Here is a 26,966-nt window from a genome sequence, read left to right on the forward strand (position 1 = left end):
GCAGTAAGAAGTGTGCAAACTCCTGTTTGCACGAAGGGGTGCAGTTTGAAGGCTTTATCAATTGTCGCGCCAAGCGGATCGAAAATCGTAAGCGGTCTCAAAACGCTTGAGGTGAGGCGGTGGTCTCCAAGCCTTCGGCCCGACGAAGATCTACTAATCGTTGAGAATGATCGTTTCCTACGAGCAGATGGCGAAGAGGATCAAGACGGTAGAGCTGTTGCCATCGTGAGGATCGCATCTGTCAGGCCGTTTCTGCATTCGGATATGGCCGCAGCTTGCGCGAACTATTTTGAAGAGGGATGGTTAGCGTGGGAACTTACGAACATACGGCAGATTACTTATTCAAAGCCGGTGCTCGCTGCACGAGGCATTTATGAATTCTCTATAGATATTTAGTATCCATCATAACCCGCGTGGTCAGCGCACCTGCAAAGCAAGCCATGAGGGTCAATTCGGACAGTGTAAGTAGCCTTATTGTGTCGTTTCAATCCGAACCGGAACTGACCGCAAGTTCATCGTTTGTTCGCGCTTAGCGTACGATTTTTGACTGCTCTTGTTCTGACCCCTTTTACTAAGGTCGGAAAAGAGCAAAGCACTAAGGTCGGTAAGACTATCCGTATGGAAGTCGGAGAACTGTTTGACCTATGGACGCATAAACAGTTTCTCGGGCGTTCCAAGACATGGCTGATCAATGCTAATGATAAGATCGTGCTGACAGCTCCGGGTGGAAAGATTGAAATCAATCAGCGTGGTATCCTAATCAAGGGGCTGCGGGTTGATATACAGGGCAACCAGATCAACTTCTCGCGCGGTGGACCTGGAAAGAAGACCAACAAGGGCTTTGCGGAAGATTGTTCTGCATCGTCAAAGAAGGGCTGAAATCCATGCATGACAAGCTCAAGCAGACTGCGCTCATGATGATTGATCAAGCAGTGGAAGAAGCGCGTGAGATGAAGTCCGGTGCAAGGCTTTTCATTGTCTTTGATCCATCCCGCGATACGAAGATCGAAACAATCGTGCAAGGTTTGGCCGCTAGGGCCGAATGCCTCTATGTAGGGCATGCGCGCGTAGAATTCGGCGAGGATGCCCCTTGGCTTGCTGAAGCCGCCGACCATGATGGGCTAAAAGAATTCTTTATCAACGAAGGGCTGGGTGCGCGCTGGGGAATTATGGCAGTCAGCGATGCTTCCTTCGAGGAGGTGTACCGGCACTTCAAGAAACTGGTCAAAGTGAGGCGCGTTAACGGTGAAGCATTATTTTTCCGTTTCTTCGATCCAGATGTTTTGGGGTCTACGCTTCCTTTTATGACCGGGGAGCAGAGAGAATTCGTATTTGGTCCGCTGCAAGCACTTCTCATGGAAATTGCCGCCGGTTCCAAGCTCGGGTTCGGGCGTATGGACAAGCCGCAAACGCAGGACATACCGGTTCGTGTGGCGATGGAAAGTCCCGACGATAGTGCAATCGTGCATGAAGATCAGGCGTCCATCGGCGATGCGGCGACCTCCGTCTCGGCCTTGATGGATTTTGATCTTTCCGGCGCTGCCACCAAGCCGGGATTGACCTTGACCCAGGCGCAGATGGATGCTCCGATCCTGTTCAACCGGGCAAAGCTCATTGCTTCGACAGTGGAACATCTTGAGCAAGATTTTAGTTCCGCGATGAAAGTTATGCCGCCAGCACTCTTGGCGCAGAATATCAACCACGGCATCGATCTTGCCATGTCCTACCGGATATTCGACGTCGCTTATATCCACCTCTTCGTTGAGTTGATGATGCGGATCTCGCCAGGTTGGCATAGGGAGCCGAGGCTTGCAAGCGTGCTTACCATGGATGCGTCAGCTGACGTACGGTTCGAGAAAATCATCGGACCAGAGTACGATGCGGCTTGGGAAAACGCCGTCTCCTATAATGATGTCGATGAGTGGATTGAGGATCGCGAAGAGGAGAAAAAGCGTGTCCACTGAATATAATTCCGCTCTGCGCGACGAAATGTGGAGTTCGCTACAGAAGCAGGCGAAGGAAATTGATCCGCAGTTGGTTCTCGATATTGCCGGTATTTTTGATCCCACGCCAATATCAGATGGTGCAAGCGTTGCGGTGTCGCTTTGGAAGGGCGAATTTGTCGATGCCCTACTTGGCGGCGCATCGATGATTCCGTATCTGGGCGATGCGGCAGCGAAACCGATTAAAATCGCGCGCCGTTACGGCGACGAGGCGATGCAGGTTCTCGATGGGCTGAATACGTTGCGGCGTGCAAAAACTGAGGAGATGATGGATGCCCTGCAGGCGGTGGATCCCACGGCAGTGCACCGTGCGCGGGAAAAGGCGGCGGAAGCGGTGCGCAACGCCCAGCAGCGTAAGCGCCTCGGCTGTAACACCGAGGAGTGCAAGAAACTCCGTCGATCCAATATGCCGAAGAATGGTGGGACGTGGGATCCGCCGAATGCGCGCGAAACCGGAAACGGCAAGTGGACTTTTACGGATGAAGATGGTGTCCAACGTTCTGTTGACTTCGTCGATGGCTACCCAAATTTCAAGCCATTTGTGAAGGGAGGCGGCCCTTATCATCTCGATAACGTGACTGGAAACGTATCAACCGATACCAACGCACTGTTCCGTCAATACCCTGATGCGTTTCCGGGTGGGGTTCAGCCTCCCAATACCACGCTTCACCATCTCGAAGATGGTTCAGTGGCTTTTGTCGATTCCGACATTCATGACAATGTCTCTCATACGGGTTTCAGATCCGTGCAAAACACTGACTTGTTCTAGGAGATAATATATGGACCTGAAAGAGTTAAACCCTAAACTTTACGAAGCGTGGGTTGCCCAGAAAAAACTCGGTCCCGATTTTTTTCAGGAGAGTACTGATGAGGACATCGAAGCGATCGAAGCTGAGGTGAAGGCTGAGCTGCCGCAAGACTACAAGAAGTTCCTGCGGAAATACTCCTCCATCCTAACAAATCGTCAAATTGGTGCCAATTACTTTACGATGAAATTTCAAGACGCTGATGTCATCGCGATGGATTCGACGCTGATCCCGTGGGCACAGTTGACCCTGAAGGCAACGCGTCGATTGGGTCGGACGATGACGACTGACCCGGATATTGGTCCGCGCGTTCCGGCGGGCGTGGTCCCACTGACCATAGATAACCAGTCAACCCTGTTGATCGACGTGCGATCGGACCATTTCGGCACGATCTGGTATCTGCCTGAAATCAAGCGACAGACATTTGGAACCGATACCTACAATTGGAAGGATATTGGCTTCGTGGCTTCCTCATTTACCGAATTTCTGCGTGAGCTAGACACCGAAGAAGCTTTGAAAGCAAAACATCCGACGTTTAAGGTCCTGAATTAGTAGGTTTGCAACAGTTCGATGAACCAATTCGCCCGTATCGAACCGTGGTCGGCAGATATCGTAGGATCGTCTTTCGAGAACTGGCCGGAAGAATTGCAAACACTTGCGCTTGCAAGGCCAATCTCGTCATTGCAATTATCCGGTCTGATGCTGGGGGCTGTCCTTAGCCAGAACGGAGCCTACCGCGCGCATAGGCGTTTGCCGAAGCCAGTAGAGTTGCCCGGTCTGAGAACTAGTACAAAGATGTGTGCTGGGGATGTCTTCCTCAAGCTGGGGCCAGTAAGCTGGAAGGAGCATGCTGGCTTTGTACGTGTATCATCGGAGCTTTTGGATACAATGCTGCCTATAATGCTGCGATCGATAACAGAGCGAATGGCGACGGTTGCCTATGCGTTTCAAGTCGAGCAGGCGCCAATTTCGATTCATGTCTTCCCATATATTGACCTGAGCAACGCCTGGGAAGCCCGCTTCACCATTGAGGATGGCGCACTTGTTTCGGCGCGCTGGACTGTGCCTGCGCAGAATGGAAAGCCACCAGCAGGCATGGGAAGCAAGCTCTCGGGTGCTGCAGCTAGGATTGCTTCTGCATCAGGTCTGGAGAATGCCTTGCTCGACCTCGCTTATCAGTCCGACACCGAGGATGGAAAAATCCGGGTCGTTGAGATCAATCCGCTCGTGCTTGATGCTGGTTACAAGCGCCTGCTACGTTTTTGAGTGTGGTGATTAAATGGTTGCGATGCCCGTTATAATGAAAGGCCACATGCATGTCTGCCCAAAGGTGGAACCCGGCCCGAAACCTCATATTGGGGGACCGGTCATCTCCACCCAGCAGAATTTCGTCTGTGTTGATGGTATTCCCATCGCCACTGTAGGCGATACCTGCCTATGCACTGGAGTACCTACGACGGATAAAATTACCGGGGGGTCATCTATTGCGACAATCAATGGTAAAAAAGTAGCGCGGCTAGGCGATAGCTGTGCTCACGGTGGCAAGCTAGTGCAAGGTAAAAGCTGGCTGACATTTGATTAATTTTTCTGGTAGCTGAAGCATGCAGATCAGAGTAATTTCTCGTTTTTCAAGCACCTTTGTATCATACTTTTGACCGGTTCGTTGCAAAAAACTCCTTGCGGACGGAGCCGGACGTGGCTGGATGAGATGAAGGTTGATACTCTCACGCGTCCGGAAATTGTCGCAGGCGCGGTGATCATCCGTCTGGAAGCTGGCGCTTCGGCAGATCGGATCGCGTCGGTCGTGCGCGCTTTGGCTGCCTGCCCATGATGTTTCCTTCCAACTGGGTGCGGATCATGGGTGCGACGAAGCCCATAGACTTCCGCAATTATGTGGAGCGTCGGATTATGCAGAGTCCGCAGCGGCAATCCCTTGTCGCTTGCGGTATTTGGGAGGCGATCACTCGACATAATTTCCCGATTGGCTGACGGACTTCAGCATGGCCAGCAGCTTATCGGGAGCATGGAAGCGGCCCGGCTTGAGTGTTGGCGGCACCTTCGCGGCGAGCGCCTCGGAGGCTAAGCTACGCAGAGCTACGTTCCGTAGCCGACTATCTTTTTTCTTGCGGGTTCCATGGTCTAACTTGAAATGGTGTGTTCCAGTTTCAAGAAACGGGAGCTGCGGGCAAATCCGTTATCTTGAGCGTTTCTAGAACAACGTCAATCTGGACGACGGAGCTGGGAGATGCGTTGCCAGCCTGAACGTTATAACGCTCGCCGATCGTTGAATTATAGCTGCCTTTGATCTCCACCTTGTTATATTCAGCATCATCCGTGTAATCAGCATCGTCTGGCGCGGTTTGTTGTAACTGGGACGGGTCGCCTTTGAATTCATCAATCGTGTGGTGGAGATTGTCGCGCAACGTCGCGAGTTGCTCCGGCGACATCGCGTTGATCCAGTCAATAACAGCTGTTCTGTGATCGGCATTTGCCATATCGTAGCCCTTCGCCTCGGCATATTCGAGGAGGATCGGTACCGGGCTATAACCTTCGCCGCTCTGATCGACGAGCGCGTCGGCGGCTTCCGCATCCAGACCGGAACGTTCCAGGAAATTCTGGGAGAGTTCATTGTCGTATTTGTTGCTCTCCTGAACATCGGTAACCATCATGGTTGCGATCGTGCCGATGATAACCACGCCGACGCCGATCGGTCCCAGTATTGTTCCGGGCGCGAGCGCGGCCGTGACGCCGCCTACCGCAGTCAATCCATGGGTAATGCCCAGTTCCGGATTGCCGTCGGCAAAGGCCTGATAGGAATTGACGCCATCGAATACGGCGCCAATCACACCAAGGATTTTTGTGCCGGGCTTCAGGCTGCCGTCAAAATTCTGAACCGCAAAAGAATCCGCATCCATCATGCCTAGGCCGTTGCGAATTTCGACGGAGCGTTGCCAGAGGCCCGCAGCATCGTAGCTCGTTTTCAGGATGTTTTCGATATTGGGTTCGTTACCGGCTGTCCGCGCCGAATTATAGAGGGTCATGGCGGCGCCTGTCGCACCGATCATGCGCAGGACTTGGCCCGGCACAGTGGACGTCGAGAAGGTTCGGATGCCGCTTTGCTTGCCGCTGTCCAGTTTACTGAGTGACTTGTCGAGTTTGGCCATCTTGCCTTCGATGGCCGCTGGGCTGTCAGTGTCCAGCGGGATCGCCTCTTCGATGGCATCAATGGCCTTGTTCATATCCTTATCGGTGACGCCGAGCAGAGCCGCATATTTGCTGTCGCGGAATTCAGCCAGGCTATCGCGGATTTCACCCATTTTTTCAGGACTTGCGCCCTTGAAGTCCTCGAACTCAGGGAGCACGTTGCGCTGGACAACCTGTGTGAAAACTTCCTCCGCCAGTTTGCGTCCGCGATCCGTCAAACGACCTTCCTGACCGAGGAAATTCAGCACTTCCGGCTTGTCGATGAGTTCGGGATTGTTGCGCAATGCCGATTGGATCGCCAGATAGGAGCGATCATCATTGAGGATGTTTTCTATTTCCTTGTTGATCAGATCTTTTTGTTCTTTGGGTTCATCCGGGAACTCTCCCAGTTGCGTAATCTGATCGAGCAGGATTTCGCCATTTTCGTTGACCGCAGCTTCAAGGCGCTCGTTTTCCGCGTTCCATTCGTCGCCCTTTTCAGCCTTATAGTCTATGATGGCCTGTTCCAGCTGTTCTGGCGTCATCGTGTCGCCGTGATTGTCGATCAGCCAGCGCAACTCTTCCATATGAACCGAATAGTCTTCCACGGCGCTGTTGGTCACACTTTGATTTTGCCGAACACCCGGCAGGATATCCTGTTCCAGCATAGCCGTGCTTGAATCGTGTGTTTCGGCAAGTTCAAGCGGATATTGCAGGCTGCCGCCATTGCCGATTGATTGGGTGATCTGGTCACGCTGATAAAAGCCCATTTCCGCCCATTGCTCAATAACGTGGTCGCCCTGCGGCGTGCCCTCGATGCGTTCCGCGACCTTGAGCATCGATTCCACGCCGCCATAACCAAGCATCGGATAACCGGACTGTTCCTGATAAAGCGTGTTGACGCGGTCGATTTCTGGCATCGCGGTCGTTACGAGATCAGCGGCCACTTCCGGTGGTGTGTTTTCCGTCATCGCTTCGAGGCGCAGGAAGGTTTGATACGGCTTTTGCTGTTCACTGGTGGCAGGATCGTAATCATGCATCGGTTCGGTCGCATAATCCGCCATCGATGTCATGAATTCATCAGCATAACCCTGGCGCAAAAGCGCATTTTGAACTTCGGGGCTGGCCTTGTTATAGCCGTCGACAAATGTTGAAAACTGCGCTTCGGCTTCGCCGGTTTCGGCGGTAGCGTTGTCGACGACCGCGCGCACTTCGCTTTCAATTTCAGGACCATTATGGCCCGTTGGTGAAAGCTTGATGCCGGTGGAGCGCGCCGTTTCTTCAATTGCGATCTGGGCTGGACCTGCATCGGTCCAGCTGCGATCATAAAGGTTCTGCAGCGCTTCCCTACGCTCGCCTTCAGGCAAGCTGTTCAGAAAGCCTTCGATATCTTCCGACAGCGCAGTGGTTTCAAGGCTATGATCCACATCTGCCGATGGATCGGCATATTCGAGGGCGTTGCCACGTTGGTAAAGCTCGTCTGCGAAAGCGTTGACAGGATCTTCGTGCAAGCCTGCTGCGGTGACGACATCTTCAACCGCTATGCCTGCCGGTCCGGCATCGGTCCAGTCCTTCTGCGAAAGGCGGATGGCTGCATCCTGTCGGGCTTCGGGAGGAAGCGCGTCGAGATAGGCTGCCACATCATCACGTAATGCCTGTGTCTCCGCTTCATGATCGATGCCATCTTCTGGCTTGGCATATTCGATCTGGTTGCCGCGATCATAAAGCGATTGGATAAAGGCGTCTTCAGCCGATGGTTCGCCCTCAACATCCGGTTTTGATGCCGCGACCTGTTCGGGTTCTGGCGCGGGCAGGATGACGATGTCGTCCGGATGAATGAGATCGCCATTATGATTGGATTCATTGGCGTTGATAGCCATGGTCTCGGCGATGTCTGCCTGATTTTCCCTTGCGATGCCTTCCAGTGTATCACCGGATTCGACAACAAAAACGCGCTCGCCCGTATCAGGCTTGCCGTTATTGTTTCCGCCTTCTCTTTCGCGGCTTACGATTTCAATATCGCGGCGAAAGTTTTCCGCTTGCGCAGCCGGTATCGGAGTTGCTTTTTCACCGGATTCGTCAAAACGATTGCGGGCGTTTCCGTCAATCCGATAGGCCATGCTACGCTCTCCTCTGTTGGGTCAGGAAAAATCGTCAACTGCTAATAGGACAAATTAGACTTTAGGAAATTACCTTTGCTTCCCGATGACAGTTTCATGAAATTTATAGGTTTTGGTCAGAAAACCCGCACCTTTGCACCAATCTGGGCGCGCCGATAAAGATCAACGACATCGCTGTTAGTCATGCGAAAACACCCTGACGATGCAGCCGTTCCGATGGTTTCCGGCTCATTGGAGCCGTGGATGCGGTAAAGCGTCTGGCCAAGGTACAAAGCCCTGGCGCCCAGCGGATTGTCAGGGCCGCCAGCCATATGCGCAGGCAGGTCGGGCCGCCGCGCGCGCATCGATGCGGGCGGGCGCCAGTCCGGCCATTCGCGCTTTGCGCTGATGCGTTCTGTGCCATACCAACCGAACCCTTCGCGACCGACACCCACCGCATAGCTTTGCGCCATTCCGCTTGCTTCGATGAAATAGAGACGGCGCGCGGTCGTGTCGATCAGGATCGTTCCAGGTGCTTCGTCGCTTGCATAGCGGACATGCTGGCGAGTGTTGCGGTCTCCTGTTTTGCCCCAGCCCGGAGCAGGGGCAGGGGCTGGCGCGGGCGGGAATTCCGTGCCGGGCCGGGTCGGCGAGAACAGGAAATCGACATAGGCATCATCGAAAGACGGCGAGGCATCTAAAGATTGCGCATAAGCGGGAAGGGCGCAGAAGATTGCAAAGATTAAAGCGAGAGCGTGAAGATAGCTTCTGTGCATAGGGGCGGTCTCGTTCATGATGATCAGATAAGCCTTGCTGCGACCAGAAGATCGGCAACGCGCTGGAAACTCGTTTCGGGCACCGGCTCGCCGGTGCGTGCCGTGCGGGCAATGGTTGCGGCAAGGGCTTTGTCGCGGATCACCGGAATATCGGTCAGAAGCGCTTCGGTGATCATGGTGCGCGACTGTTCGGGACTGGCGCGGCAAACGATCATCGGCACGGGAGTTTCTCCGCGTATATAGCGGATACCAACCGTCCAGCCATCCGGCACTCCAACGAGAAGCGACGCGTTGAGAAGCCCGGTCTTGGTTGCAAAAGTCTGCATTTCACGGCGCTGTTTCTGACGCTGCTGAATAATGGCCGGATCGCCCTCAGAATCTTTTCTTTCCCGTTTCTGCTCGCTTTTGGTCATTTTCATATCGCGCTTGAACAGCCATTGCTGCACCAGAACATCGACGAGACCGACAATAAAGAAGGCGATGACGGCGGTTATGATGAGCGGTTGCAGCATGCCGAAAAACGTATTGGCGATGCAGGATGCACCGCAGGCCGACGATTGCAGCAAGGACTGGATGCCGCCACGGAACACGATGAAAAAGGCGGTCGCCAGCGCAATGATCTTGACGAGCGACTTCAGGAACTCGACCACGCTGCGCATCGAAAAGAGACGTTTTGCGCCGGAAACCGGATTGATATGCTCTAAGTTCGGCGTGATGGGTTCTGTGGAAAACAGGAAACCGCGCATGACCACAAGATTGGTCAAAACGATTGCCGCGACCGTGACGGCGAGCAGCGGAACCGCGAGGCCGGTCATGATGGAGCCTGCAAGCGTCAACGCATCGCGCCACACTTCTGCGAAGGGCTCGACATGCATGCGTCGGGCGATCACGTCTATCAGGGCCTCGACCTTGTTCTTCTGCTCTGGAAGGACAAAGGCGAGATAGCCGGTGGAGGCGATCATCACCGTACCGGCAACGAGATCCTGGCTTTTGGCAACCTGGCCTTTGTCACGGGCATCGCGGATTTTTTTGTCGGAGGCCGGAAGACTTTTCTCTTCGCTTGTTTCGCTCATGTTTTTTCGCCCGTGACGTTACGGTAAAAAAACTGAGACAAAACCAGGTTACAGAATGATGACGGTCTTGAATTGCTGGCTTGCGATTCGGAACTTACGAATAAGCGCGTTTTTAGTGAGGTATCATGCGACACCATTCCACCAGTGCCCTGATTGTAACCTGTATGGCTCTGGCAGCTTGCACGACCGCTTCTGAAAACGCGCAAAACCATGGCCCGAAGGGCGACGAGGCGCGCCTCATTGCCCTTGCGCAGGATATCGACCAACGCGGTGACAAGGCGACGGCTGCCTCGCTCTATGAGCGGGCGGCGAACGTTTCCAGCGATACGGTTGGCGCGCATAACCGTCTTGGGGACGCGCAGCTTAAATCCGGACAACCCGAATCTGCGGCCAAATCCTTCCGCACGGCGCTGGCAAAAGACCCCAATAATGGTCGTGCACTGCTCGGATTGGGAACCGCACAATTGCAGTCGAGCGAGGTTGAAAGTGCTGCCAGAACGCTTGCCGTGGCGGCCCCCATCGTCAAATCCTCGACCGCCTATAACCGGCTTGGAACGGCATTGATTCTGACCGGCGATGGAAATGGTGCCGAGGCGGCTTTTGCCAAGGCGAGACAGCATGATCCTGCAAGCCTCGATACGCAGTCCAATCTCGCTCTCGCGCAGGCTTTGTCGGGCAAGACCGATGCCGCGGTCACGACGATGCGCGCTGCCACCCAGTCGCCGCGTGCCGAGGCGCGCCATTTCCGCAATCTGATGCTGGTGCTGGTGCTGGGCGGACGCGACAGGGACGCAGCCGAAGTGGCCGTGCCGGACTATCCGGCTGCAGAAAAGCAGGCGTTCCTTGCCGAGGCGAGAAAGGTGCGCGCGATCAAATCGCCATCGGCGCGTGCGCGGGCCATCGGTCTGCTTGCTTCCGGCGCGCGGTGATGTCGTTTGGCTGATTGGCATCGCCCCCATGGTCTTTCAGCGCCCAGCCATTAATCCAAAGACCCTGTTGTATTGAGGCTTTCCTTGGCCGATGAATCGTCCTTCGGCGGCTCGCCGTCGATGACGCGCCGTGCGGCTCGCACGACAGGTGCGGCCATCGCTGGGCCTGTTGTGCGTCCGTGAACCAGATCGCTCTGGCGCTCCACCATCATCTGAAGATTGAGATTATTGGCGCAGCCAGGTGGCAGATAAAGCGGGTCCTCCACGACATCGGGTGTAACACAGGCGTCGGGGACGAGACGGCCTTGAGCTGTGGCCTGCTTGTCATATCCCTTGCGCACGACATTGCCGCCTTGGCCGGCCGACATATGGTAATTGGGCGAATAGGGCAGGGGATCGCGGTCGGGTGTGTTCTGGCAACCGGCAAGCGCAAAAACGGCAACGGCGAGAACAGGAAGCTGGGTGATCGGCTGGAATTTAATCGACATAGAAACCGAACCCTTTGTTGGTTTTTGTACGCTTGCTGGCAACGGGGCCGGAGAGGGCGCCCGCCGGGCTGTCGAGCGGCGTTTTAAGGCTGCGCTCGCGCACCGGCTCTACAAGGTAAGGGGTGATGAGGATCACAAGCTCGGTTTCATTGCGTTGGAACCGTTTTGATTTGAAGAGGTTGCCAAGCACCGGCATGTCGCCGACAACCGGCACCTTTTCGATGTCTTTCGAGACGTTGCGCTGAAAAAGACCCGCTATGGCAAAGGTCTGACCGCTGCCCACTTCAACTGTCGTATCGGCGCGGCGGACCTGAAGGGCGGGGACTTGAAGATTGGCGATATTGACCATGCCAGTGGCTGAAAGGCTGCTGACCTCGGGGCGCACCCGCATGGAAATGCGGCCATTGGGCAGTAATGTCGGCGTGAAGAGAAGCGACACACCATATTGCTTGTATTCGATGCCGACTTGTTCACTAGTAACGGGTACCGGAATAGGGATTTCACCGCCCGCAAGGAAGCTTGCCGTCTCACCGGTCACGGCGGTGATGTTTGGCTCGGCCAGAACCGTCAGGATACCATTGGCCTGCAAAGCTTCAAGAAGCACATCCACCCGGTTGCCATTCCATGCAGCACCCGCACTCAGCGCATTCGATGCGCCAGACGCCACGTCACCCGCCATCGCGCCACCCGACACGAAGCCGAAGGAGAAGGAGCCGGCATTGACGAAAGCATCCCACGTGACGCCATAGCGCAGCAACTGGTTGCGTGAGACTTCAGCGAAGCGAACACGAATATTGACCTGATTGGCACCGTTGATCGTCGTATTGTTGATCGCGGGGCGCGACGGTGGCGCATAGGCCTGTATGGTTGCTTGCGTGTCTGCCGCTTCCTGCATGGAACGGGCGCGCCCTTTTGCGGCTGGAACATCACCGAACAGCGATACATCAATGGTGCTGTCGGGCTGGGCGGCGCGCTGAGCTTCCTGCATGGGGCGCGGGTCGGACACAACCCAGAAGTCAACACTTGCCTTTGCGCCGCCCTCGGGGCTCAGCGCAATCAGATTGGTGCGACCGGCTTTAAGCGCATAGACATAGACGACACCCGGCGAGACAACACGCACATCGGCGATCTTGGCATCGGCCATGAAAACCGATTCAACCGGCTGGTCGAAGCGGATGATCCGCCCCTGACCCAGCGGAAGCGTCAGAGATTCACCCGATTGCGCATCCACCTTGAAAGAACGCGCATGGCCAAGGGATGTTGCGCAAAAGATTGAGAGAAAGAACAGGAGAATCCCCACTCGCGCCATGGTCCTGTCCGGCCCCGCCATTATTTGATATTCCCTCACGCAGTCACCCTGTTTCAAATCTTGCGGGTTCAATTGCCTTGCATGGCTTGAACCTCGTTGCATTTTTAGTTGAGACTGGCCGCCGTGCTGCCAGCCAGTTCTTCCATTTTCGGTGGAGATTTGATCGCCCGCTGACGGTGCTGCGGATTAAGCGTGACCGACATCAGGGATTGAACGGAATATTCGGGTGCAATCTCCTGATAGGAGAGGACCGGAATGTCGATCTCGTTGCGCAGCAGAAAATTACGGATCACGCGGCGGATATCCATGGAGGTCAGGACAACCGCATTGGGCCATTCCGTGTTGTCGTCAAGGTCGCGACGCAACTGCGACAGGATTGCGCGCGATGCATCTTCAGGCAAAGCCAGCATTTTGCCAACGCCTGTCGTCTGGATGGCCTCGCGCACCATTTCCTCTGTGCCACGCGCCATGACATAGGCAGGCACGACACGGTTGAACTGGGCATGGCGGTGACAAATCTGGCGCGCCAGCGCTCCACGCACCCGCTCGGTCAACAAAAGCGGATCGGTTTCGCGGCCACCCCATTCAACCAACGCTTCCAGAACGGCACGCATATTGGCGACGGGTACGTTTTCTTCGACCAAACGACGCAGGATATCGGATAGCTTGTTCAGTGGCACAACCCGCGTGGCTTCCTTGACGAGTTCGCCATATTCCCCTTCCATGCGGGTCAGCAATTCACGCGTTTCCTGAATGCCGATGAAATGTGCCGCATAGCGCCGTAGTAGTTGCGAAAGGGCGCGGGCGAGCACGGCTGCGGGATCGAGAAAACCAATACCCGCTTCTTCAAGCGTGTTGGCGTGTTCTTCACTGACCCACAGGCTGCGCCGTCCACCGGGTAGCGGTGGCCCGTCCTGATAGGTGATCTGGAGCAGATCGAGATGCATCGGATCATCATCGAGCATCAGGTTTGCCGGCGGCAGTTCATATTCGATGATGGGCACGCCTTCGAGATCGACACGGAAGCGTTTAGGCGCGAGTTCAGGCGCAATGCGCAACTCGACCGCCGGTATTTCGAGACCGAGATCATCTTTCAGCGCTTCGCGCAGCCTGTCCGTTTCCAGCCGGAAGCGTTCCGGCCAGATGGCTTGCGCAAGGTTGATACCGACATGCGCGACCACGCGGTAGCGCGTTGGACCGCTTGAAATCACGATGCCATTTTCAGCTTCTGCCTCTGGCGCATCGACGGCCTGAAGCGCGGTTGCGTCCGGTTGGATTTCCGGCTTGCGGTTTCTGCGATGGATCATGAAGGCGATGCCTGCGAAAAGCCCGCCGACGGCCAGAAAGATCAGCGTCGGAAAGCCCGGCACGAACGCCGCCGCGAGAAGAATGACGGCGGCAAGCGCTAGCGCGCGGTCGCTCGATCCGAGCTGGCGAAAAATCTCCGTTCCCAGATCGCTTTCGGTCTCGGAGGCGACGCGGGTGACCACCGTACCGGCACCGATGGAAATCAGCAGCGCCGGTATCTGCGCAATCAACCCGTCGCCCACGGTCAAAAGCGAATAGGTGTGCGAGGCATCGGCAAAGCTCATGCCGCGGCTCATCATGCCGATCAGAAGCCCGCCGACGAGATTGACGAAAACGATGATCAGCCCGGTTATGGCGTCACCTTTTACGAACTTCATGGCGCCGTCCATGGCACCGTAAAGCTGGCTTTCGCGCTCCAGCCGCGAACGGCGTGCGCGCGCTTCCGTCTGATCGATATCGCCGTTGCGAAGATCATTGTCGATTGCCATCTGCTTGCCGGGCATGGCGTCAAGCGTAAAGCGGGCTGCCACTTCCGCGACGCGTTCCGCACCCTTGGTGATGACGATGAACTGTGCTGCAGTGATGATCAGAAAGACGACAAGCCCAACCACCACCTCGCCGCCGATCACGAAGCGACCGAACGTCGCCACGATGTTGCCCGCGTCGGCATGGAGCAAAATGAGCCTTGTCGTGGTGATCGACAGCGCCAGCCTGAAAAGCGTTGCCAGCAATATGATCGGTGGCAGCGCGGAAAAATCGCCCGGCCTTCCGATGTAGAAGGCAACGATGAGCACCAGCAGACTGAGCGCAATATTGATGGCGATCAGCGCATCGACGAGAAGGGTCGGAAGCGGGATCACGATCATCACGACGGCGAGCATCATGAAGCTCGCGACCACCACATCGGAGCGATAGGAGGCTGCGCGGGCGAGCGCGTTCATCTTGCCAAGAAGGCCACTCATGCTGCCGCCTTCCGTAATTCGATATAGGTGCGGAAACAGCGACGTGCTTCGCTCTTCTCGTTGAGAATCCAGAAGGCGCGGGCGCGCAGGAGATGCGCGGCTGGTTCGTCTTCAAGCTCGCTTAACCGATCAAGCGCGCCGAGCGCCCTTTCGCCTGCGCCATTCTCAATGAGCGCGGCAATCAGCGTGCGCAGGATGCCCGCATCCTCCGGGGCGATGCGATTGGCGATGAGGAGAAAAACCAGTGCCCGGCTCTGCTGACCGCTCCGCATATAGAGATAGCCGAGCGAATGCATCAGCTCGGCCGAATCGGCGTCGTCGCGTTTCATGCGGGGTCTCCCTCAGCCATCAGACGCTCTTCGAGATCGCGCCGACGGTCGATCTCTTCTTTCAGCATGGCCTTGGCGATGGAGGCGACATCCTCGCTGGTATCGAGCGAGGGCAGAATGGCGTCGATAACGTGATCGAGCAGCGCCATGGTCCGCGGCGCGTTGAATATGCCGGGATCGGAAATTTCCGGCATGGTCAGTTCGTCGATTTCGCGGCGCAGCGATGCGCCTTGTGCCATGCTGCCGCGCCGGCGTATCCGTAACGCAGTCTCGAAGGCTTCGATCTGGGCCCGACTGACGGCATCGGCACGCCGACCGGCTTCCGCCAGCGCCCGATCAAGGCGTTGACGCTCGCCAGGCCGGTCCACCGGCAATGGGCGTATCACCTCGCTCACGCGGGCCATCCTGAATTCGAATTACACATCATAACGTCAGTTTGAATTCTTCATTGCCGCGAACCACGCGGATGGCACCGGGCTCGATCGCCTTGAGCATCCAGCCATCCTGAAGTGCGGCACCCGGATAGCGGCGCTCGCCGCGCGCATCGATGACATAGGGATTCTTGCCGAACCAGACCGCCTGAAACGTAAAACTCGGCGCATTGGCGATGGCAGCGGCGGTCACCATGCTGGTGAGCACATAGCGCCCGCCATGGGTGCGGTCGAAATTGCGCTGGACCTTGCCCCAGTCAGCCATGCGCTGGGCGGGTATTTCGCCGGAGACTTCGATCCTGCGCCCATCCGTGTTGAGCTTGAGCATGCCGAGACCGGCGTTTTCAAGCTCCTGCCGAAGTGCAGTTGTTACCACTTTGTTAGAGAGGGCTGGGGTAACGGGTTCGGCCGGTTTGATATTGGCAGCCGTTGCAAGGGCAGGAGCCTGTTCGCCATGCGCCATGGCCTGACGCGGCATGAGTTCAGAAAACCCTGCCTGCATGGCAAGCAACGGGAGGGCGACAAGCGCCAAAAGACCGGCGGCATAGGGTGCCCATTTCGGCAAGGCGCGCACGGGACCATTCTCGCGCCTGATGCGTAGGCGGGTTTCACCGACGCCAAGTGTCACCGGGAGAGTGATCCGGCAACCAAAGCCCTGATCGAGCGCGGCGCGGCCTTCGATGGTCACGGTGCCGCCCACCGCGTCGATTGCCACCAGCCGACCGTAAAAGCGCAGACGCAGATGTTCGGGCGCAATATTCTTGTCTGCCAGCACCACGTCACAGCCGGTTGCCGATCCGATAGCCAGTGCCGATCCGTCAATCGACGTGCGAACACCGCTGTGGATGCCCGAAAGGACCTCAAGCGCCAGCGCGCCCGGCGCGGCTGCGTTTGGTAACGCGATCACCGGCAAGCGGGGCTTGACGGAGGGTATGGTCAGCTTTGCCAGGGACACGGGCCACCTCTTATCGGATCCGGTTCACGACGAATACGGCAGCCGGAAAGTGCTGCCGTATTCGTGAAATAGTCCGCCATATGGACGGGCTCTTCCGCCCATGACGATAAAATCAGTTTTGCGGACGCTGCTTGGTCGCGTCGAGTTCCGTCTTCTTCTCAGTTGTGATTTCGGTGATCTTGGCCGACTTTTCGATTGCAGCATCGAATGCGGCTTCCATCTTGCTGATTGCGGCGTCAGCGCCGCCGCCGGAGGTTGGTGTAACAGCTGCCATTGATGATCTCCATTTCAATCAAAAATTGTCCAGCGCGAATTGCGCACGTTCGCCGAATGGTTAAATGAGAATTTCCATCAACGAAGGAGAACCATTTATTGACTGCTAAAATAAATCAACGGACAAAATGTGAAACTTTTGTGTCAGTATGCGAATGACTCACGCGGCTGGCTTTACTTATACACTGTCATGAAAATTTCATATTGCTGTTCTTCAAGCGTGTTGGAGGATAAGTTATAAGCGAGATATGAAATACTCGTTCTTATCTTCTCATCTTGGCATTGTTTTCAGGCTGCAAGAGTTGTCGGATCGGGTGTGATGGCGTGGTTTTGTTCTCAAACAGGGGTGGTCGGGTCTGCCCGTCGGGCGCTGGCGCGAGCGGCTCCTCTTACTGCGGCGTGCGCGTTGTTCTGTTTTGTGCAAACGGCACAGGCTGAGCCGGGCTGGTTTGCCGATCCTTACGACTATGTCGTGCTGGATCAAGATCTGCGCGACACGTTAACGGAGTTTGGGCGCAATCTCGGTGTCCCGGTCGTGCTTTCCGATGCCGTGAAGGGCCGAGTTCGCGGTCGTGTCGAATCGAAGCTTGCCGGTGAGTTTCTGCAACGTCTGGCAAGCAGCAACGGCCTGACATGGTATTTCGACGGGTCGGTTCTGCACGTCAGCGCCGATACGGAATTTGTGACACGCGTTTTTGATGCGGGCAAGCTCAATGGCGCGATGGTGAGCGCGCGGATGCGCGAACTTGGTCTGGAGGATGCGCGATTTTCGGTGCGCAGTTCTCGTGACGGACGTGTCATCACGGCGTCAGGTCCGCCTGCTTATGTGGCGGCCGTCGATCAGCTGGTGCAGCGCATGCAGCCGGAACCGGTCGTTGCCGGTGATGATCCGCGGGTTCGTGTCTTTCGCGGCGGCATCGCGCCGGAAATCGTTTTTGCCCCCGGTGCTCATTCGGATGCATCGGGTGCTGATGAAGAAGTTTCCCGCCCGAACCGGGCGGCAAAACCAAAACCTTGAAAGGCAGGCTTAGCCTGCCGGTAAACCAAAGGAGATACCGATGGCCATACCTCCCGTTTCCGGTGCGGATTCTTCCGCCTTCGTGACGAATTCAAGCGAAGCAGCCTTTGAAGGCGCTGTCGAAAAGGCGCAGCAGGGTGAAATGACGCCTGAACTGGAGCAGATGATGGTCGAGGGTGCTGTGACCGTCGGCGGTCAGATGATCATCATGCCGCGCGCCAATGATATTCTCAATGAGGCCATGTCCGACGAATAATCGCAGCAAGGCTTAATTGTTTTGGAGCAAGGCTCATGACGACAGCAATTGCAACTGCGAGCGTCTCGCCGGTATCGTCCGTTCAGGATGTGGTGCCGCAGGCAACGCAGAACCTGTTCGAGCATGTGGCGGGGCAGGCGAAGACGCTTCCTGCGGGCGCAAGCCCGGCCCAGCTCGGGGAAGAAGTCCTGCAAAATCTCAAGGGTTTCTTCGGGCGGGTCGGAAATTTTTCCGAACGCGCAAGCAGCCTCACCCAGAGAACGCCGCAGGCGACCGGCGGCGAACTGGTCAGTGTCGGCCCCAACGGTGCGGGGCCCACAGACTTGTCAAAAACGCGCAATTCGGCAACGCCGGTCGATCAGACCCAGATGGACAAGGTCATCCAGTCGCTGGGTATGATGTTCGACCAGTCGATAGAAACCCAGCTTGTGGTGCGCGGCACCACGCAGGTTTCGGGCGCCGCCAATACATTGCTGCGCGGCCAATAGGCCACGCAGATCACCGTTGATTGCTTGTTTTGAGAATGAGGGTGCCCGTATTGCGTAGATGTCTCAATATCGGCGTAATGCTGGTTGCGCTTTTTCTGGCCGGTTGTGAAGTCGATCTTTATACCGATCTCGCCGAACGCGAGGCCAATTCCATGGTAGCTGTGCTGGAGAGAAACGGCGTTCCAGCAGGGCGCGCGCTTCAGGAAGACGGCCGCATGAAGGTGACGGTGGATCGCGACCGTTTCGCAGAAGCGGTGCGGGTTCTGGAGGATGCTGGGCTTCCCAAGCAGAAATTCGCCTCCATGGGCGAGGTGTTCCAGCGCGATGGACTGGTGGCGTCGCCGGTGCAGGAGCGCGCGCAGATGCTTTATGCTCTTTCGGAAGAACTGTCGAAGACCGTTTCGGAAATCGACGGCGTGCTTTCGGCGCGCGTTCATATCGTTTTACCGGATAACGATCCGCTGCGCCGTGAGGCGGCCTCGTCGTCTGCCTCCGTCTTCATCCGTCACGAGGCGGGACTTGCGATCGATCCACTGATCCCGCAGATCAAGACGCTGGTCGCCAATGGCATTGCCGGTCTGTCCTATGACAAGGTGTCGGTGGTGCCGGTGGCAGCGCCAGCACTGCGTGCGCATGCGTCTGAACAGCCGATGACCAGTTTCCTCGGCCTGTGGATGCTGGAAAGCAGCGTATCGCGCGCGAAGTGGATTTTCGGTGGACTGGCATTTCTGGTGGTTGTTCTCGGCGGCGTGCTTGGAATACTGGTCTGGCGTCAGCGCGGACGGCGGACTTATGAGCTGGAACCCTTGTAATGGGCGGGGTTGCAAATAGCGTTCATCCCCAACGGGTTGCGGCCTGTTTCGGGGCCGGTGGCTCGGGAATCTTCGTAAAAAAGCTGATGCAAGAGTCGCGTTTTACTGGGCGGCTGGAAGCACTTCTGCGCCAGCATTATCACCTTGAGGAAACCGACGGTGCCGGTGATCCGGTGGACCGGGCGCTTGCCGCGTTAAGCTTGAGCGAACTTGAAGCCTTGGCTTTCCGTGCTGGTATTATCTTTCGCGCCCGCGTCTTCATTCAGGAAATCCGCGGTCCCGTGCTGGCTGCTTTCGCCGCGCGTTTCGGCGACGAAGCCTTGGAGGATGCGCGCCTTCATCACGATCTCGCAGGCGAGCGGGCGCTGATCCATGATCTCGATGCTTTGGAAAAGGCCATTCGGGACGAAGGGCGGGCCTGTCTTGCTGCGTGGATCGCTACCTTGCCGGAACCGCTTTCAAAAGAGCTTTGCCTCAAATGGCCCGACGATGCTTCCATACCTTCCACGAGCGATCCCGATATTCTTGAACATGGACCAGCCATAGTGCGTCGCCTCGGTGAAAAGATGGGGCAGGCATCATGACGGTCGATGTCGTGCCAAACCGCCCGCTTGCCCGTATCATCCGGGCGGAAGATGCGCAGAGCTGGATTGACGGCTATGCTTTTCTCGAACGCGCCAAGGCGGAAGCCGCAGCAATCCGCGCCACGGCCCATGAGGAAATAGAGAAGGCGCGTGAAGCCGGGCGCATCGAAGGCCGCAAGGACGGAGAAGCGCAGGCGGCTGAACTGCTGATGCGCACGCAGGCTGATGTCGGGCGCTATCTTGGTGAAGCGGAACCACGCCTCATAGCGCTAGCCATGGAGATTGTGCAGCAGGTACTGGGCACGTTCAGCAATGGTGAACTGGTCGCCCACGCCGCACGTCAGGCGATCCAGACTTTTAGCGATGAAAACAGCATCACCATCAATGTCGCGCCGGAAATCGTTGACGAGGTTAAAGAGCATTTTGCGACACTGGACCTCAAGAACATGGCGATCCGCGTGGTTGCCGACCGACATCTTTCCGCGACCCAGTGCACGGTGACGACGCCGTCGGCAAGTATTGATGTCGGGATCGAAACGCAGCTTGCAGCCATTCGCGCCATGATGCTGGTTTCAAGCCGGGGTGGCGCATGATGAGCACGACGCATCCCGATATTGACGGCCTTTTTTCGCGTCTGTCGCGCGCGGCGTCCGAGGCCGAACCGCGGCCCGTACGCGGGCGCGTTCGCGAAATTAGGGGCGTTATCGTCCATGCAAGCCTGCCCACGGCGCGCATCGGCGAATTATGCAATCTGCGCGATCCGGTGACCGGGCGTCTGGTGCCTGCCGAAGTGATCGGCTTTCAGGATGAGCGCGCCGTGCTCTCGCCCATTGGCGATCTTGAGGGCATGTCACCGCGCGCCGAAGTCATCCCCACGGGGCAGGCCTTGCGGGTTCCGGTCAGCGAAACCCTGCTTGGTCGCGTGATCGATCCGCTGGGCCGCGCGCTGGATCTGGGAACGCCGGTTAAAACATTAGAGACCTATCCGGTTCATGCCGAGCCGCCGCATCCGCTTGAACGTGACATCATCGAATATCCGCTGCGCCTCGGCGTGCGCGCTATTGACGGGTTGATGACGGTGGCACGCGGCCAGCGCGTCGGCATTTTTGGCGAACCGGGCGTCGGCAAGTCGTCGCTGCTTGCCTCCATCGTGGCGGGTACGGAAGCCGACGTCATCGTCATCGGGCTGATCGGCGAACGTGGACGCGAGGTGCGCGAGTTCGTCGAGATGCAGTTGAGTGCCGAGGCACGCCGCAAATCCGTGACCGTGGTCGCGACCTCGGACCGTCCGGCAATCGAGCGCGTCAAGGCGGCACATGTCGCAACGGCAATCGCCGAATATTTCCGCGATGCCGGCCATAATGTGCTGCTTTTGATGGATTCGATGACCCGCTTTGCGCGCGCGCAACGCGAGATCGGTCTTGCGGCGGGCGAACCGCCGACACGGCGCGGTTTTCCGCCGTCGTTTTTTGCAGCACTCCCGCGTCTTCTGGAGAGGGCAGGACCGGGAAAGGGTGGCTCGATCACCGCCCTTTACACGGTTTTGACCGAAGGCGATGGCGCACTTGATCCGGTCGCCGAAGAAGCGAAGTCAATCCTCGACGGGCATATCGTGCTGTCGGCCGATCTTGCGGAGCGCAATCATTTCCCGGCCATCGATGTCCTCAAAAGCCGCAGCCGCCTGATGAATACGGTGGTTTCATCCGATCATCGCGACATGGCGGGTATGATCCGCGAAGACATGGCAGCCTATCGCGATATTGAGCTTCTCCTGCGTGTGGGCGAATACAGGCCGGGCAGCGATGCCCGCGCCGACAGGGCGGTGGCGCGTCGTGATGCGATCGAAGCGTTTTTGCGTCAACCTTCTGATGAAATATCCGATTTGCATACAATGCTGCGACGCATGAAGGAAATCGTTGAATGAAGCAGGCCGATGACATTGCCCGGCTTGTTGCTCTGCGTACATTGCGCGAGGAGCGTGCACGGGCTGCAATCGCTCTTCAAAGCGCGCGCCTGAAGCAAAAGCAGCGTGAACTCGATGCCGCCGATGCAGCCATTGTATCCCATGATGCCGAAATGGACGACCGTGAGCGGAAATTTCTCGATGCCATGAATATCAGCCCCGTTTCCGAACGAGAACTGGGACGTGCGCGCGACAGGCTTTTCCTGTCCGATCAGCGCCGAGAGGATTTAGAGGAAGAGCGCTACCTCATCGCAAGATCAGTCGATGAAAGCGAAGCGACCTTGAATGAATTGCATGCCGAATGGCGTCGGCGACTTTTCGCGCGCGACAAGCTTGCCGATATGCACAAGCAACTCGCCGCGGCTGGACGGATCGGTATTGAGGCACGGTCCGAACTGGAAATCGAGGACCTGACCGTGGTTCGGACGGAGGCACCATGCTGAGCGAACCTAAAGGCAATGCGGCAGGTTTTTTGCGCCTTCTTGCACCGGACAGGGCATCGCCGCCATCGGACTTGCTGGAAAGACTGTTGCAGAAGCGGGCACCGATTACGCTGACGCTTGGCGAGCGGCCTGTTGCCTTCATCCTTGAAGAAGCGCCTGCAAAAAGCGATATGCTTTCCTTCTCCGTTCAGATCGGGGATGCAATCTGCGAGCTTCATATCTCGGACGAATTTGCTTTATGGCTGCAACAGCCATTGCATCTTTCCGGCAGACTTGCCGATGAAGAACCATTGCAACGCGCGCTTCTGCTGGAGCTTGCCTGCCTTGATCTTTGTGAGAAGGTCGAGACCCAACTTGGTGAAGCCGTTCGGTTTGGTGAGGGCAAAGCCGGTCAGTTGCCCTTTGCCATCGGTGTTCGCATCCTTGCGGGAGACGAAAGCTTTCTCTGTCGCCTTGCCATACCCAAAGAGCTCGCGGAAATGCTGGCCGAGGCGCTCGATCGCCTTCAGGCACCCGAACCACCTGATCTGTCGGGACATCGCATCGAGGTTGTGGTCATGGCGGGCAGTCAGGAGTTGTTTCTGAACGAAATCGACAGCCTGCGGCCGGGCGATATCGTCATGCTGGAAGGCAATCAGCCAGCAATCGTGATCGATGACAAGCTGGGCGCTACCATAGAGCTCAACAGGAGTGGTGCCGCGCTTATTGCACCACTCGCTCCCTTCCCGGAACGTGCGCCGCTTGAGTCCGCGAAGGGCAGAGGCAGGAAAAAGCAAGCGACACCAATTTGTCTCACGTTTGAGTTCGGTCGTCTCGCAATGGCTTTGGCCGATGTTGAAGCGCTTGCGCCGGGCAGCCGGCTGCCATGCTCGGTGATCGATATTGATTGCGTCGATATCATCCGTGACGGCAAGCGGGTCGGTCGGGGTGAAATTATCAAGATCGGCGAGGGCACCGGCATTCGCATCACCCATCTTCCCAATGCCGCAAGCGCTACGCACGAACAGGTATCATGAACGAATTTCAGCCCAACCTCATCGCCATTATCATTGTCGTTTCGACCATCGGCCTTTTGCCTCTGGCCATCGTCACGATGACGGGCTTCCTTAAAATCTCGGTGGTGCTGTTCCTGATCCGCAATGCGCTCGGCATCCAGCAATCCCCGCCCAATCTGGTGCTTTACGGCATTGCGCTGATACTGACCGTGTATGTCACCACGCCGCTCGTCGGCAATATGTATCGGGCACTGGAAAACCGGCCCATCGATATTGAAAGCGTCGAAGGTCTGCGTTCGGCAGCTGAGGCGCTGAGCGTGCCCTTGCGCGATTATCTGGAGCGCTTTGCCAATGAGCGCGAACGCGCCTTCTTCATCGAGGCCACCGAAAGCGTCTGGTCGCCCGAGGCGCGCGCCAATCTTAACGAAAAAGACCTCGTCGTTCTGATTCCGGCCTTTGTTTCTTCTGAATTGACGCGGGCTTTTGAAATCGGCTTTCTCCTTTATATCCCGTTTCTGGTCATCGATCTGATCGTGGCCAATGTGCTGATGGCCATGGGCATGATGATGGTGTCGCCGACACTGATCTCCATTCCCTTGAAGATTTTTTTGTTCGTTGCCGTTGAAGGCTGGTCGCGGCTGATGCACGGGCTGATCCTGAGCTATGGTGGCGGATAGCGATGGGGCAGGAGGTCTTTCTCAACGAGATGAATCAGGCGCTGGTGACGGTACTTCTTGTCTCTGCCCCCGCACTTGGTATCGCGATCATCATCGGTGTCAGTGTCGGTCTTATACAGGCGCTGACGCAGATTCAGGACCAGACGCTGCCGCAGGCGGTCAAGCTCGTCGCCGTGATGCTGGTACTCATCTTCGCAGGCCCGCTTCTTGCAGCGCAGGTCGGTACGCTTGCCAGCCATTCGCTCGACACCTTCCCGTCGCTGACGCGATAGGTGCGTGATGAATCTCGCGGCAATCACAGCGGCAATTACCGAATTCGCCTATCCGTTGCTGGCCGCATCCGCCGTTGCGGTTGCGCGCGCGCTCGGCATGATCATGCTGACGCCCGCCTTCATGCGACTTGGCCTCACCGGCATGATACGAGCCGCCGTCGCCTTTGCGATTTCCCTGCCGATGATCCCGCAGGTCTTCACCATGCTGTCCATGACCGGCCAGCCGACGAGTTTTGACCTCACCGGCCTCATCATAAAGGAAATGGTGGTCGGAGCACTCATCGGCCTTGCCTTCGGCATTCCCTTCTGGGCGGCGGAAGTCGCGGGCGATCTCATCGATCTGCAACGTGGTTCCACCATGTCGCAATTGCTCGATCCGTTGGCCGCAGGCGAGTCTTCGGTCACGGCCACGCTTCTCACCGTCTGTCTGATCGCGCTGTTCTTCATGTCGGGCGGGTTCATGTTTCTGCTCGACGGCTTTTATCGCAGCTATGAATTATGGCCGGCGGCAAGTTTCACACCCGTTCTTGATCCGGGCGCCTTTGTCTCGATCCTGCACGTGCTGGATCGTATCATGCAGATCGGCGTTATCCTGATTGCGCCGCTGGTCATTGCCATCCTGATTGCCGATATCATGCTGGCCTTTCTGTCACGCATGGCACCGCAGCTGCATGTTTTCGATCTTTCATTGGCGGTTAAAAATCTTCTCTTTTCATTGCTGATCGTACTCTACCTCGTTTTCCTGATGCCGTTGCTCTTTGGCCAGATCGCTGATCTCGGCGGCACGTTTGAAACCTTGCGCGCTTTCGTGACAAAGGGAGGCCATGCGCCATGAGTGATTTCGTTCCGCGCATATTCGATGGGTTGACGGCGCTAACCCGCGAACTCCTCGATAATGCCACGCAGCAGAACTGGCTGCAGATCGAAAATCCCGATAATGGGCGCGAGCCGCCGGAGGCACGTCCGAGAACAGACCGGCCATCGCCCCACAATACGCAACCGCAAACGGGTGGCGCTTCGAACCGGCCGTCCGCCTCGCCCTCCGGGTCGCATAGTGACAAGGCATCCGTGCTGACGGATAGAGGTGGGGCAGGTGCCTTGCGCCAGACAGGCAATGTTGCGGTCTCGGTTCAACCCTATCCCGTATCTGCGTCGCCGGTTGCCGATGCGCTCAGGGAAACCCGGAAATCGGAGCAGCCTCGTAACGCTCAGTCTCCGTTAAATGCGCCCGCAAATCGCCCGACGCAACCCATGGAAGGATACGGCAAAACGGCTCCGGTGGCAGCGAAGACCATCGCTTTGGCACCCTCCAATGCACGAGAGCCATTGGCGAAGACGCAAGTGCCGCCTGCACAGAATGCCGCTATCGATGCGGCCCAGCCGTCCGGGGCGAGACTTGCCGGAAGCGATCCGACGATAACGCGGATCGAGCGTATTATGGTCTCGGCGGGGTCGCAGATGGCGTCGCAGGAATTGCATGCCGCCGTCCGTGCGCTTTCTGCCAGCGAGGTGTCTGCGTTTCTCGACCGGTCCAGCGCACTGATTGCCACGGTTTTCGAAAAGGCCTGCGCCGATCCGTCAATGGCCAAGACGGAGGACAAGCAGCGCGCCGTGCGCACCGCACTTGCGCTTGCGCATCTTGCCGCTGCCATCGACAAGGACCCGCGTAGTCCTTCAACAATGCGTCTCATGCAGGACATCAGTGCGGTCGTTCTCAACTCTGCGACGGCAAACGACAATACGGTCTTTACCGGGCTCGCGCAGGCAATCGGCGTTGGAGCGGGTATCAAACTGGCATTGATGGTCGCCGCAGCACTGGCGCATGAGGAAGAAGACCGGCGTTCCCGCGCGCCATCGTTGCGCGCTCTGATGGTTGCCGGATTCATGAGGCTTGGAGAACGCATCGATGGCGCGCATCGCGATGTATTGCAATCTCTCGGGCCTTTGCTGATGGATTGGGCGACGTGGCGAACCGGACCGGCGGACGCAGCGCTGCTTGGGCTTGCCGATTTTGTCGGGTCGCAGCCTGTCCTGCTTGAAAACCTCGCACCGCGGCTTGACCGGATCGAGCAAGTTGGTGTGGAGGCGTTCAGGGCGCTGCGCGATCTGATGTCTCCGTCGCTCGATAACGAACTGCGTCGTGTGCAGCAGCGTTTTATTGCCAGTGACAGCGTTTTCGGTTGCATCGCCGGTAGCCGTGCAGCAATGCGCGAGATCAAACAAATGGCCGCACAGCGTAGTTCGGTTGAAAACGGCAATGTCGAGCTTGAAGCAATAAAGCTTGTCCTCACCGAAATCGGTTTCGATGCGCCGCGTGCGGCCTTTCTCGCTGAACGCAGTCGAATCGATCAGGGGGGAATGCTTGGCCACAACTGGACATTACTTGAAAGCTTTGCCCACATGGAGGCGCAGGGACGAGTGTTTCAACGGCTGCTGGCTTTTCTAAACGGACAATATATCGTTGAACAAATACCAACTATCATTGGATTTGATGATTTGAATAAGCAACCAAATTTAACGGAAGTTTAGTTGCC

Annotated in this window: 32 protein-coding genes; 22 read left to right on the forward strand and 10 right to left on the reverse strand. The window is 56.9% G+C overall.

The annotated features are described in order from the left end of the window. The first annotated feature begins 12 nt into the window (after positions 1–12). The 8 genes from OPR82_RS17045 to OPR82_RS17080 all read left to right on the forward strand — a co-directional run bounded on the left by OPR82_RS17045 (position 13) and on the right by OPR82_RS17080 (position 4,640). The gene (locus tag OPR82_RS17045) at positions 13–396 is read left to right on the forward strand and encodes an ASCH domain-containing protein (protein ID WP_265986161.1); all 384 of its coding nucleotides are present in this window, start codon (positions 13–15) and stop codon (positions 394–396) included. A 147-nt stretch (positions 397–543) separates the two neighbouring features. Further along, complete coding sequence (locus OPR82_RS17050) at positions 544–879, forward strand: hypothetical protein (RefSeq protein ID WP_265986162.1); 336 nt, start codon at positions 544–546, stop codon at positions 877–879. A gap of 5 nt (positions 880–884) precedes the next feature. After that, entirely contained in the window at positions 885–1,964 is a 1,080-nt protein-coding gene (locus OPR82_RS17055) for a DUF4123 domain-containing protein (RefSeq protein WP_265986163.1), read from the forward strand. Beyond that, entirely contained in the window at positions 1,954–2,772 is an 819-nt protein-coding gene (locus tag OPR82_RS17060) for a hypothetical protein (RefSeq protein ID WP_265986164.1), read from the forward strand. Before OPR82_RS17055 ends, OPR82_RS17060 begins: the two co-directional genes overlap by 11 nt. Positions 2,773–2,782: 10 nt before the next feature. Then, the gene (locus tag OPR82_RS17065) at positions 2,783–3,361 is read left to right on the forward strand and encodes an SMI1/KNR4 family protein (protein ID WP_265986165.1); all 579 of its coding nucleotides are present in this window, start codon (positions 2,783–2,785) and stop codon (positions 3,359–3,361) included. 18 nt (positions 3,362–3,379) lie between these two features. Continuing rightward, positions 3,380–4,075 carry a hypothetical protein gene (locus OPR82_RS17070; RefSeq protein WP_265986166.1) on the forward strand — a complete coding sequence of 232 codons (696 nt, stop codon included), beginning with the start codon at positions 3,380–3,382 and terminating at the stop codon, positions 4,073–4,075. Between the two features lie 13 nt (positions 4,076–4,088). Then, positions 4,089–4,391, forward strand: a complete 303-nt coding sequence (locus OPR82_RS17075; protein ID WP_265986167.1) for a PAAR domain-containing protein — start codon at positions 4,089–4,091, stop codon at positions 4,389–4,391. 126 nt (positions 4,392–4,517) lie between these two features. Then, positions 4,518–4,640 (forward strand): hypothetical protein, encoded by a 123-nt coding sequence (locus tag OPR82_RS17080; protein ID WP_265986168.1) that lies wholly within the window; start codon positions 4,518–4,520, stop codon positions 4,638–4,640. 334 nt (positions 4,641–4,974) lie between these two features. Here the strand turns inward: OPR82_RS17080 and OPR82_RS17085 are convergent, their stop codons facing one another. The 3 genes from OPR82_RS17085 to OPR82_RS17095 form a co-directional block, all read right to left on the reverse strand. After that, positions 4,975–8,112 (reverse strand): LysM peptidoglycan-binding domain-containing protein, encoded by a 3,138-nt coding sequence (locus OPR82_RS17085; RefSeq protein ID WP_265986169.1) that lies wholly within the window; start codon positions 8,110–8,112, stop codon positions 4,975–4,977. A 116-nt stretch (positions 8,113–8,228) separates the two neighbouring features. Continuing rightward, a complete protein-coding gene (locus tag OPR82_RS17090) occupies positions 8,229–8,885 on the reverse strand; it encodes a L,D-transpeptidase (RefSeq protein WP_265986170.1) in 657 nt (218 codons plus the stop codon). Positions 8,886–8,890: 5 nt separating this feature from the next. Next, positions 8,891–9,940 (reverse strand): EscU/YscU/HrcU family type III secretion system export apparatus switch protein, encoded by a 1,050-nt coding sequence (locus OPR82_RS17095; RefSeq protein WP_265986171.1) that lies wholly within the window; start codon positions 9,938–9,940, stop codon positions 8,891–8,893. 125 nt (positions 9,941–10,065) lie between these two features. Between OPR82_RS17095 and OPR82_RS17100 the strand changes: the two genes are divergently transcribed. After that, entirely contained in the window at positions 10,066–10,869 is an 804-nt protein-coding gene (locus tag OPR82_RS17100) for a tetratricopeptide repeat protein (RefSeq protein ID WP_265986172.1), read from the forward strand. 50 nt (positions 10,870–10,919) lie between these two features. Here OPR82_RS17100 and OPR82_RS17105 read toward each other — a convergent pair whose 3' ends face one another. From OPR82_RS17105 to OPR82_RS17135, 7 genes are all read right to left on the reverse strand, one after another. Further along, entirely contained in the window at positions 10,920–11,357 is a 438-nt protein-coding gene (locus OPR82_RS17105; RefSeq protein WP_265986173.1) for a hypothetical protein, read from the reverse strand. Then, positions 11,347–12,666, reverse strand: coding sequence for a type II and III secretion system protein family protein (locus OPR82_RS17110; RefSeq protein WP_265986174.1), 1,320 nt, complete (start codon positions 12,664–12,666; stop codon positions 11,347–11,349). The genes OPR82_RS17105 and OPR82_RS17110 overlap by 11 nt, the downstream gene beginning before the upstream one ends. 104 nt (positions 12,667–12,770) lie before the next feature. Next, positions 12,771–14,936 (reverse strand): type III secretion system export apparatus subunit SctV, encoded by a 2,166-nt coding sequence (gene sctV / locus OPR82_RS17115; RefSeq protein ID WP_265986175.1) that lies wholly within the window; start codon positions 14,934–14,936, stop codon positions 12,771–12,773. Next, on the reverse strand, positions 14,933–15,265 hold the full coding sequence (gene sctY / locus OPR82_RS17120; protein WP_167873982.1) for a type III secretion apparatus assembly chaperone SctY: 333 nt from the start codon (positions 15,263–15,265) through the stop codon (positions 14,933–14,935). Before sctY ends, sctV begins: the two co-directional genes overlap by 4 nt. Beyond that, positions 15,262–15,660, reverse strand: a complete 399-nt coding sequence (locus OPR82_RS17125) for a hypothetical protein (protein WP_265986176.1) — start codon at positions 15,658–15,660, stop codon at positions 15,262–15,264. Before OPR82_RS17125 ends, sctY begins: the two co-directional genes overlap by 4 nt. 28 nt (positions 15,661–15,688) lie before the next feature. After that, entirely contained in the window at positions 15,689–16,651 is a 963-nt protein-coding gene (locus OPR82_RS17130; RefSeq protein WP_265986177.1) for a SctD/MshK family protein, read from the reverse strand. Positions 16,652–16,763: 112 nt separating this feature from the next. Further along, on the reverse strand, positions 16,764–16,925 hold the full coding sequence (locus tag OPR82_RS17135) for a hypothetical protein (protein ID WP_162995411.1): 162 nt from the start codon (positions 16,923–16,925) through the stop codon (positions 16,764–16,766). Positions 16,926–17,330: 405 nt separating this feature from the next. On the opposite strand from OPR82_RS17135, the gene OPR82_RS17140 reads away from it, so the two are divergent. The 13 genes from OPR82_RS17140 to OPR82_RS17200 are packed head-to-tail and all read left to right on the forward strand — an operon-like array spanning position 17,331 to position 26,961. Beyond that, positions 17,331–17,942 (forward strand): type III secretion protein, encoded by a 612-nt coding sequence (locus OPR82_RS17140; RefSeq protein ID WP_265986178.1) that lies wholly within the window; start codon positions 17,331–17,333, stop codon positions 17,940–17,942. Between the two features lie 40 nt (positions 17,943–17,982). Further along, positions 17,983–18,198: a hypothetical protein gene (locus tag OPR82_RS17145; RefSeq protein ID WP_105545452.1), complete on the forward strand. Its 216-nt coding sequence runs from the start codon at positions 17,983–17,985 to the stop codon at positions 18,196–18,198. 35 nt (positions 18,199–18,233) lie between these two features. Then, positions 18,234–18,686, forward strand: a complete 453-nt coding sequence (locus OPR82_RS17150) for a hypothetical protein (protein ID WP_265986179.1) — start codon at positions 18,234–18,236, stop codon at positions 18,684–18,686. Between the two features lie 41 nt (positions 18,687–18,727). Further along, positions 18,728–19,498: a type III secretion system inner membrane ring lipoprotein SctJ gene (gene sctJ / locus OPR82_RS17155; RefSeq protein WP_265986180.1), complete on the forward strand. Its 771-nt coding sequence runs from the start codon at positions 18,728–18,730 to the stop codon at positions 19,496–19,498. Then, positions 19,498–20,082 (forward strand): hypothetical protein, encoded by a 585-nt coding sequence (locus tag OPR82_RS17160; protein WP_265986181.1) that lies wholly within the window; start codon positions 19,498–19,500, stop codon positions 20,080–20,082. Before sctJ ends, OPR82_RS17160 begins: the two co-directional genes overlap by 1 nt. Continuing rightward, a complete protein-coding gene (sctL, locus tag OPR82_RS17165; protein ID WP_105545449.1) occupies positions 20,079–20,675 on the forward strand; it encodes a type III secretion system stator protein SctL in 597 nt (198 codons plus the stop codon). The genes OPR82_RS17160 and sctL overlap by 4 nt, the downstream gene beginning before the upstream one ends. Then, positions 20,672–22,006 carry a type III secretion system ATPase SctN gene (gene sctN, locus OPR82_RS17170; protein ID WP_265986182.1) on the forward strand — a complete coding sequence of 445 codons (1,335 nt, stop codon included), beginning with the start codon at positions 20,672–20,674 and terminating at the stop codon, positions 22,004–22,006. Before sctL ends, sctN begins: the two co-directional genes overlap by 4 nt. Continuing rightward, the gene (locus tag OPR82_RS17175; RefSeq protein WP_265986183.1) at positions 22,003–22,488 is read left to right on the forward strand and encodes a hypothetical protein; all 486 of its coding nucleotides are present in this window, start codon (positions 22,003–22,005) and stop codon (positions 22,486–22,488) included. The genes sctN and OPR82_RS17175 overlap by 4 nt, the downstream gene beginning before the upstream one ends. After that, a complete protein-coding gene (locus OPR82_RS17180) occupies positions 22,482–23,504 on the forward strand; it encodes a FliM/FliN family flagellar motor switch protein (protein ID WP_105545446.1) in 1,023 nt (340 codons plus the stop codon). Before OPR82_RS17175 ends, OPR82_RS17180 begins: the two co-directional genes overlap by 7 nt. After that, on the forward strand, positions 23,501–24,160 hold the full coding sequence (sctR, locus tag OPR82_RS17185) for a type III secretion system export apparatus subunit SctR (RefSeq protein WP_265986184.1): 660 nt from the start codon (positions 23,501–23,503) through the stop codon (positions 24,158–24,160). The genes OPR82_RS17180 and sctR overlap by 4 nt, the downstream gene beginning before the upstream one ends. Positions 24,161–24,162: 2 nt before the next feature. After that, on the forward strand, positions 24,163–24,432 hold the full coding sequence (locus OPR82_RS17190; RefSeq protein ID WP_121987100.1) for an EscS/YscS/HrcS family type III secretion system export apparatus protein: 270 nt from the start codon (positions 24,163–24,165) through the stop codon (positions 24,430–24,432). Between the two features lie 7 nt (positions 24,433–24,439). Continuing rightward, positions 24,440–25,267: a type III secretion system export apparatus subunit SctT gene (gene sctT / locus OPR82_RS17195; RefSeq protein WP_105545443.1), complete on the forward strand. Its 828-nt coding sequence runs from the start codon at positions 24,440–24,442 to the stop codon at positions 25,265–25,267. After that, positions 25,264–26,961, forward strand: a complete 1,698-nt coding sequence (locus OPR82_RS17200) for a ribosomal eL19 family protein (protein ID WP_265986185.1) — start codon at positions 25,264–25,266, stop codon at positions 26,959–26,961. Before sctT ends, OPR82_RS17200 begins: the two co-directional genes overlap by 4 nt. Positions 26,962–26,966 lie beyond the last annotated feature (5 nt).

Source organism: Ochrobactrum chromiisoli (assembly GCF_026241335.1).
GTDB lineage: Bacteria > Pseudomonadota > Alphaproteobacteria > Rhizobiales > Rhizobiaceae > Brucella > Brucella chromiisoli.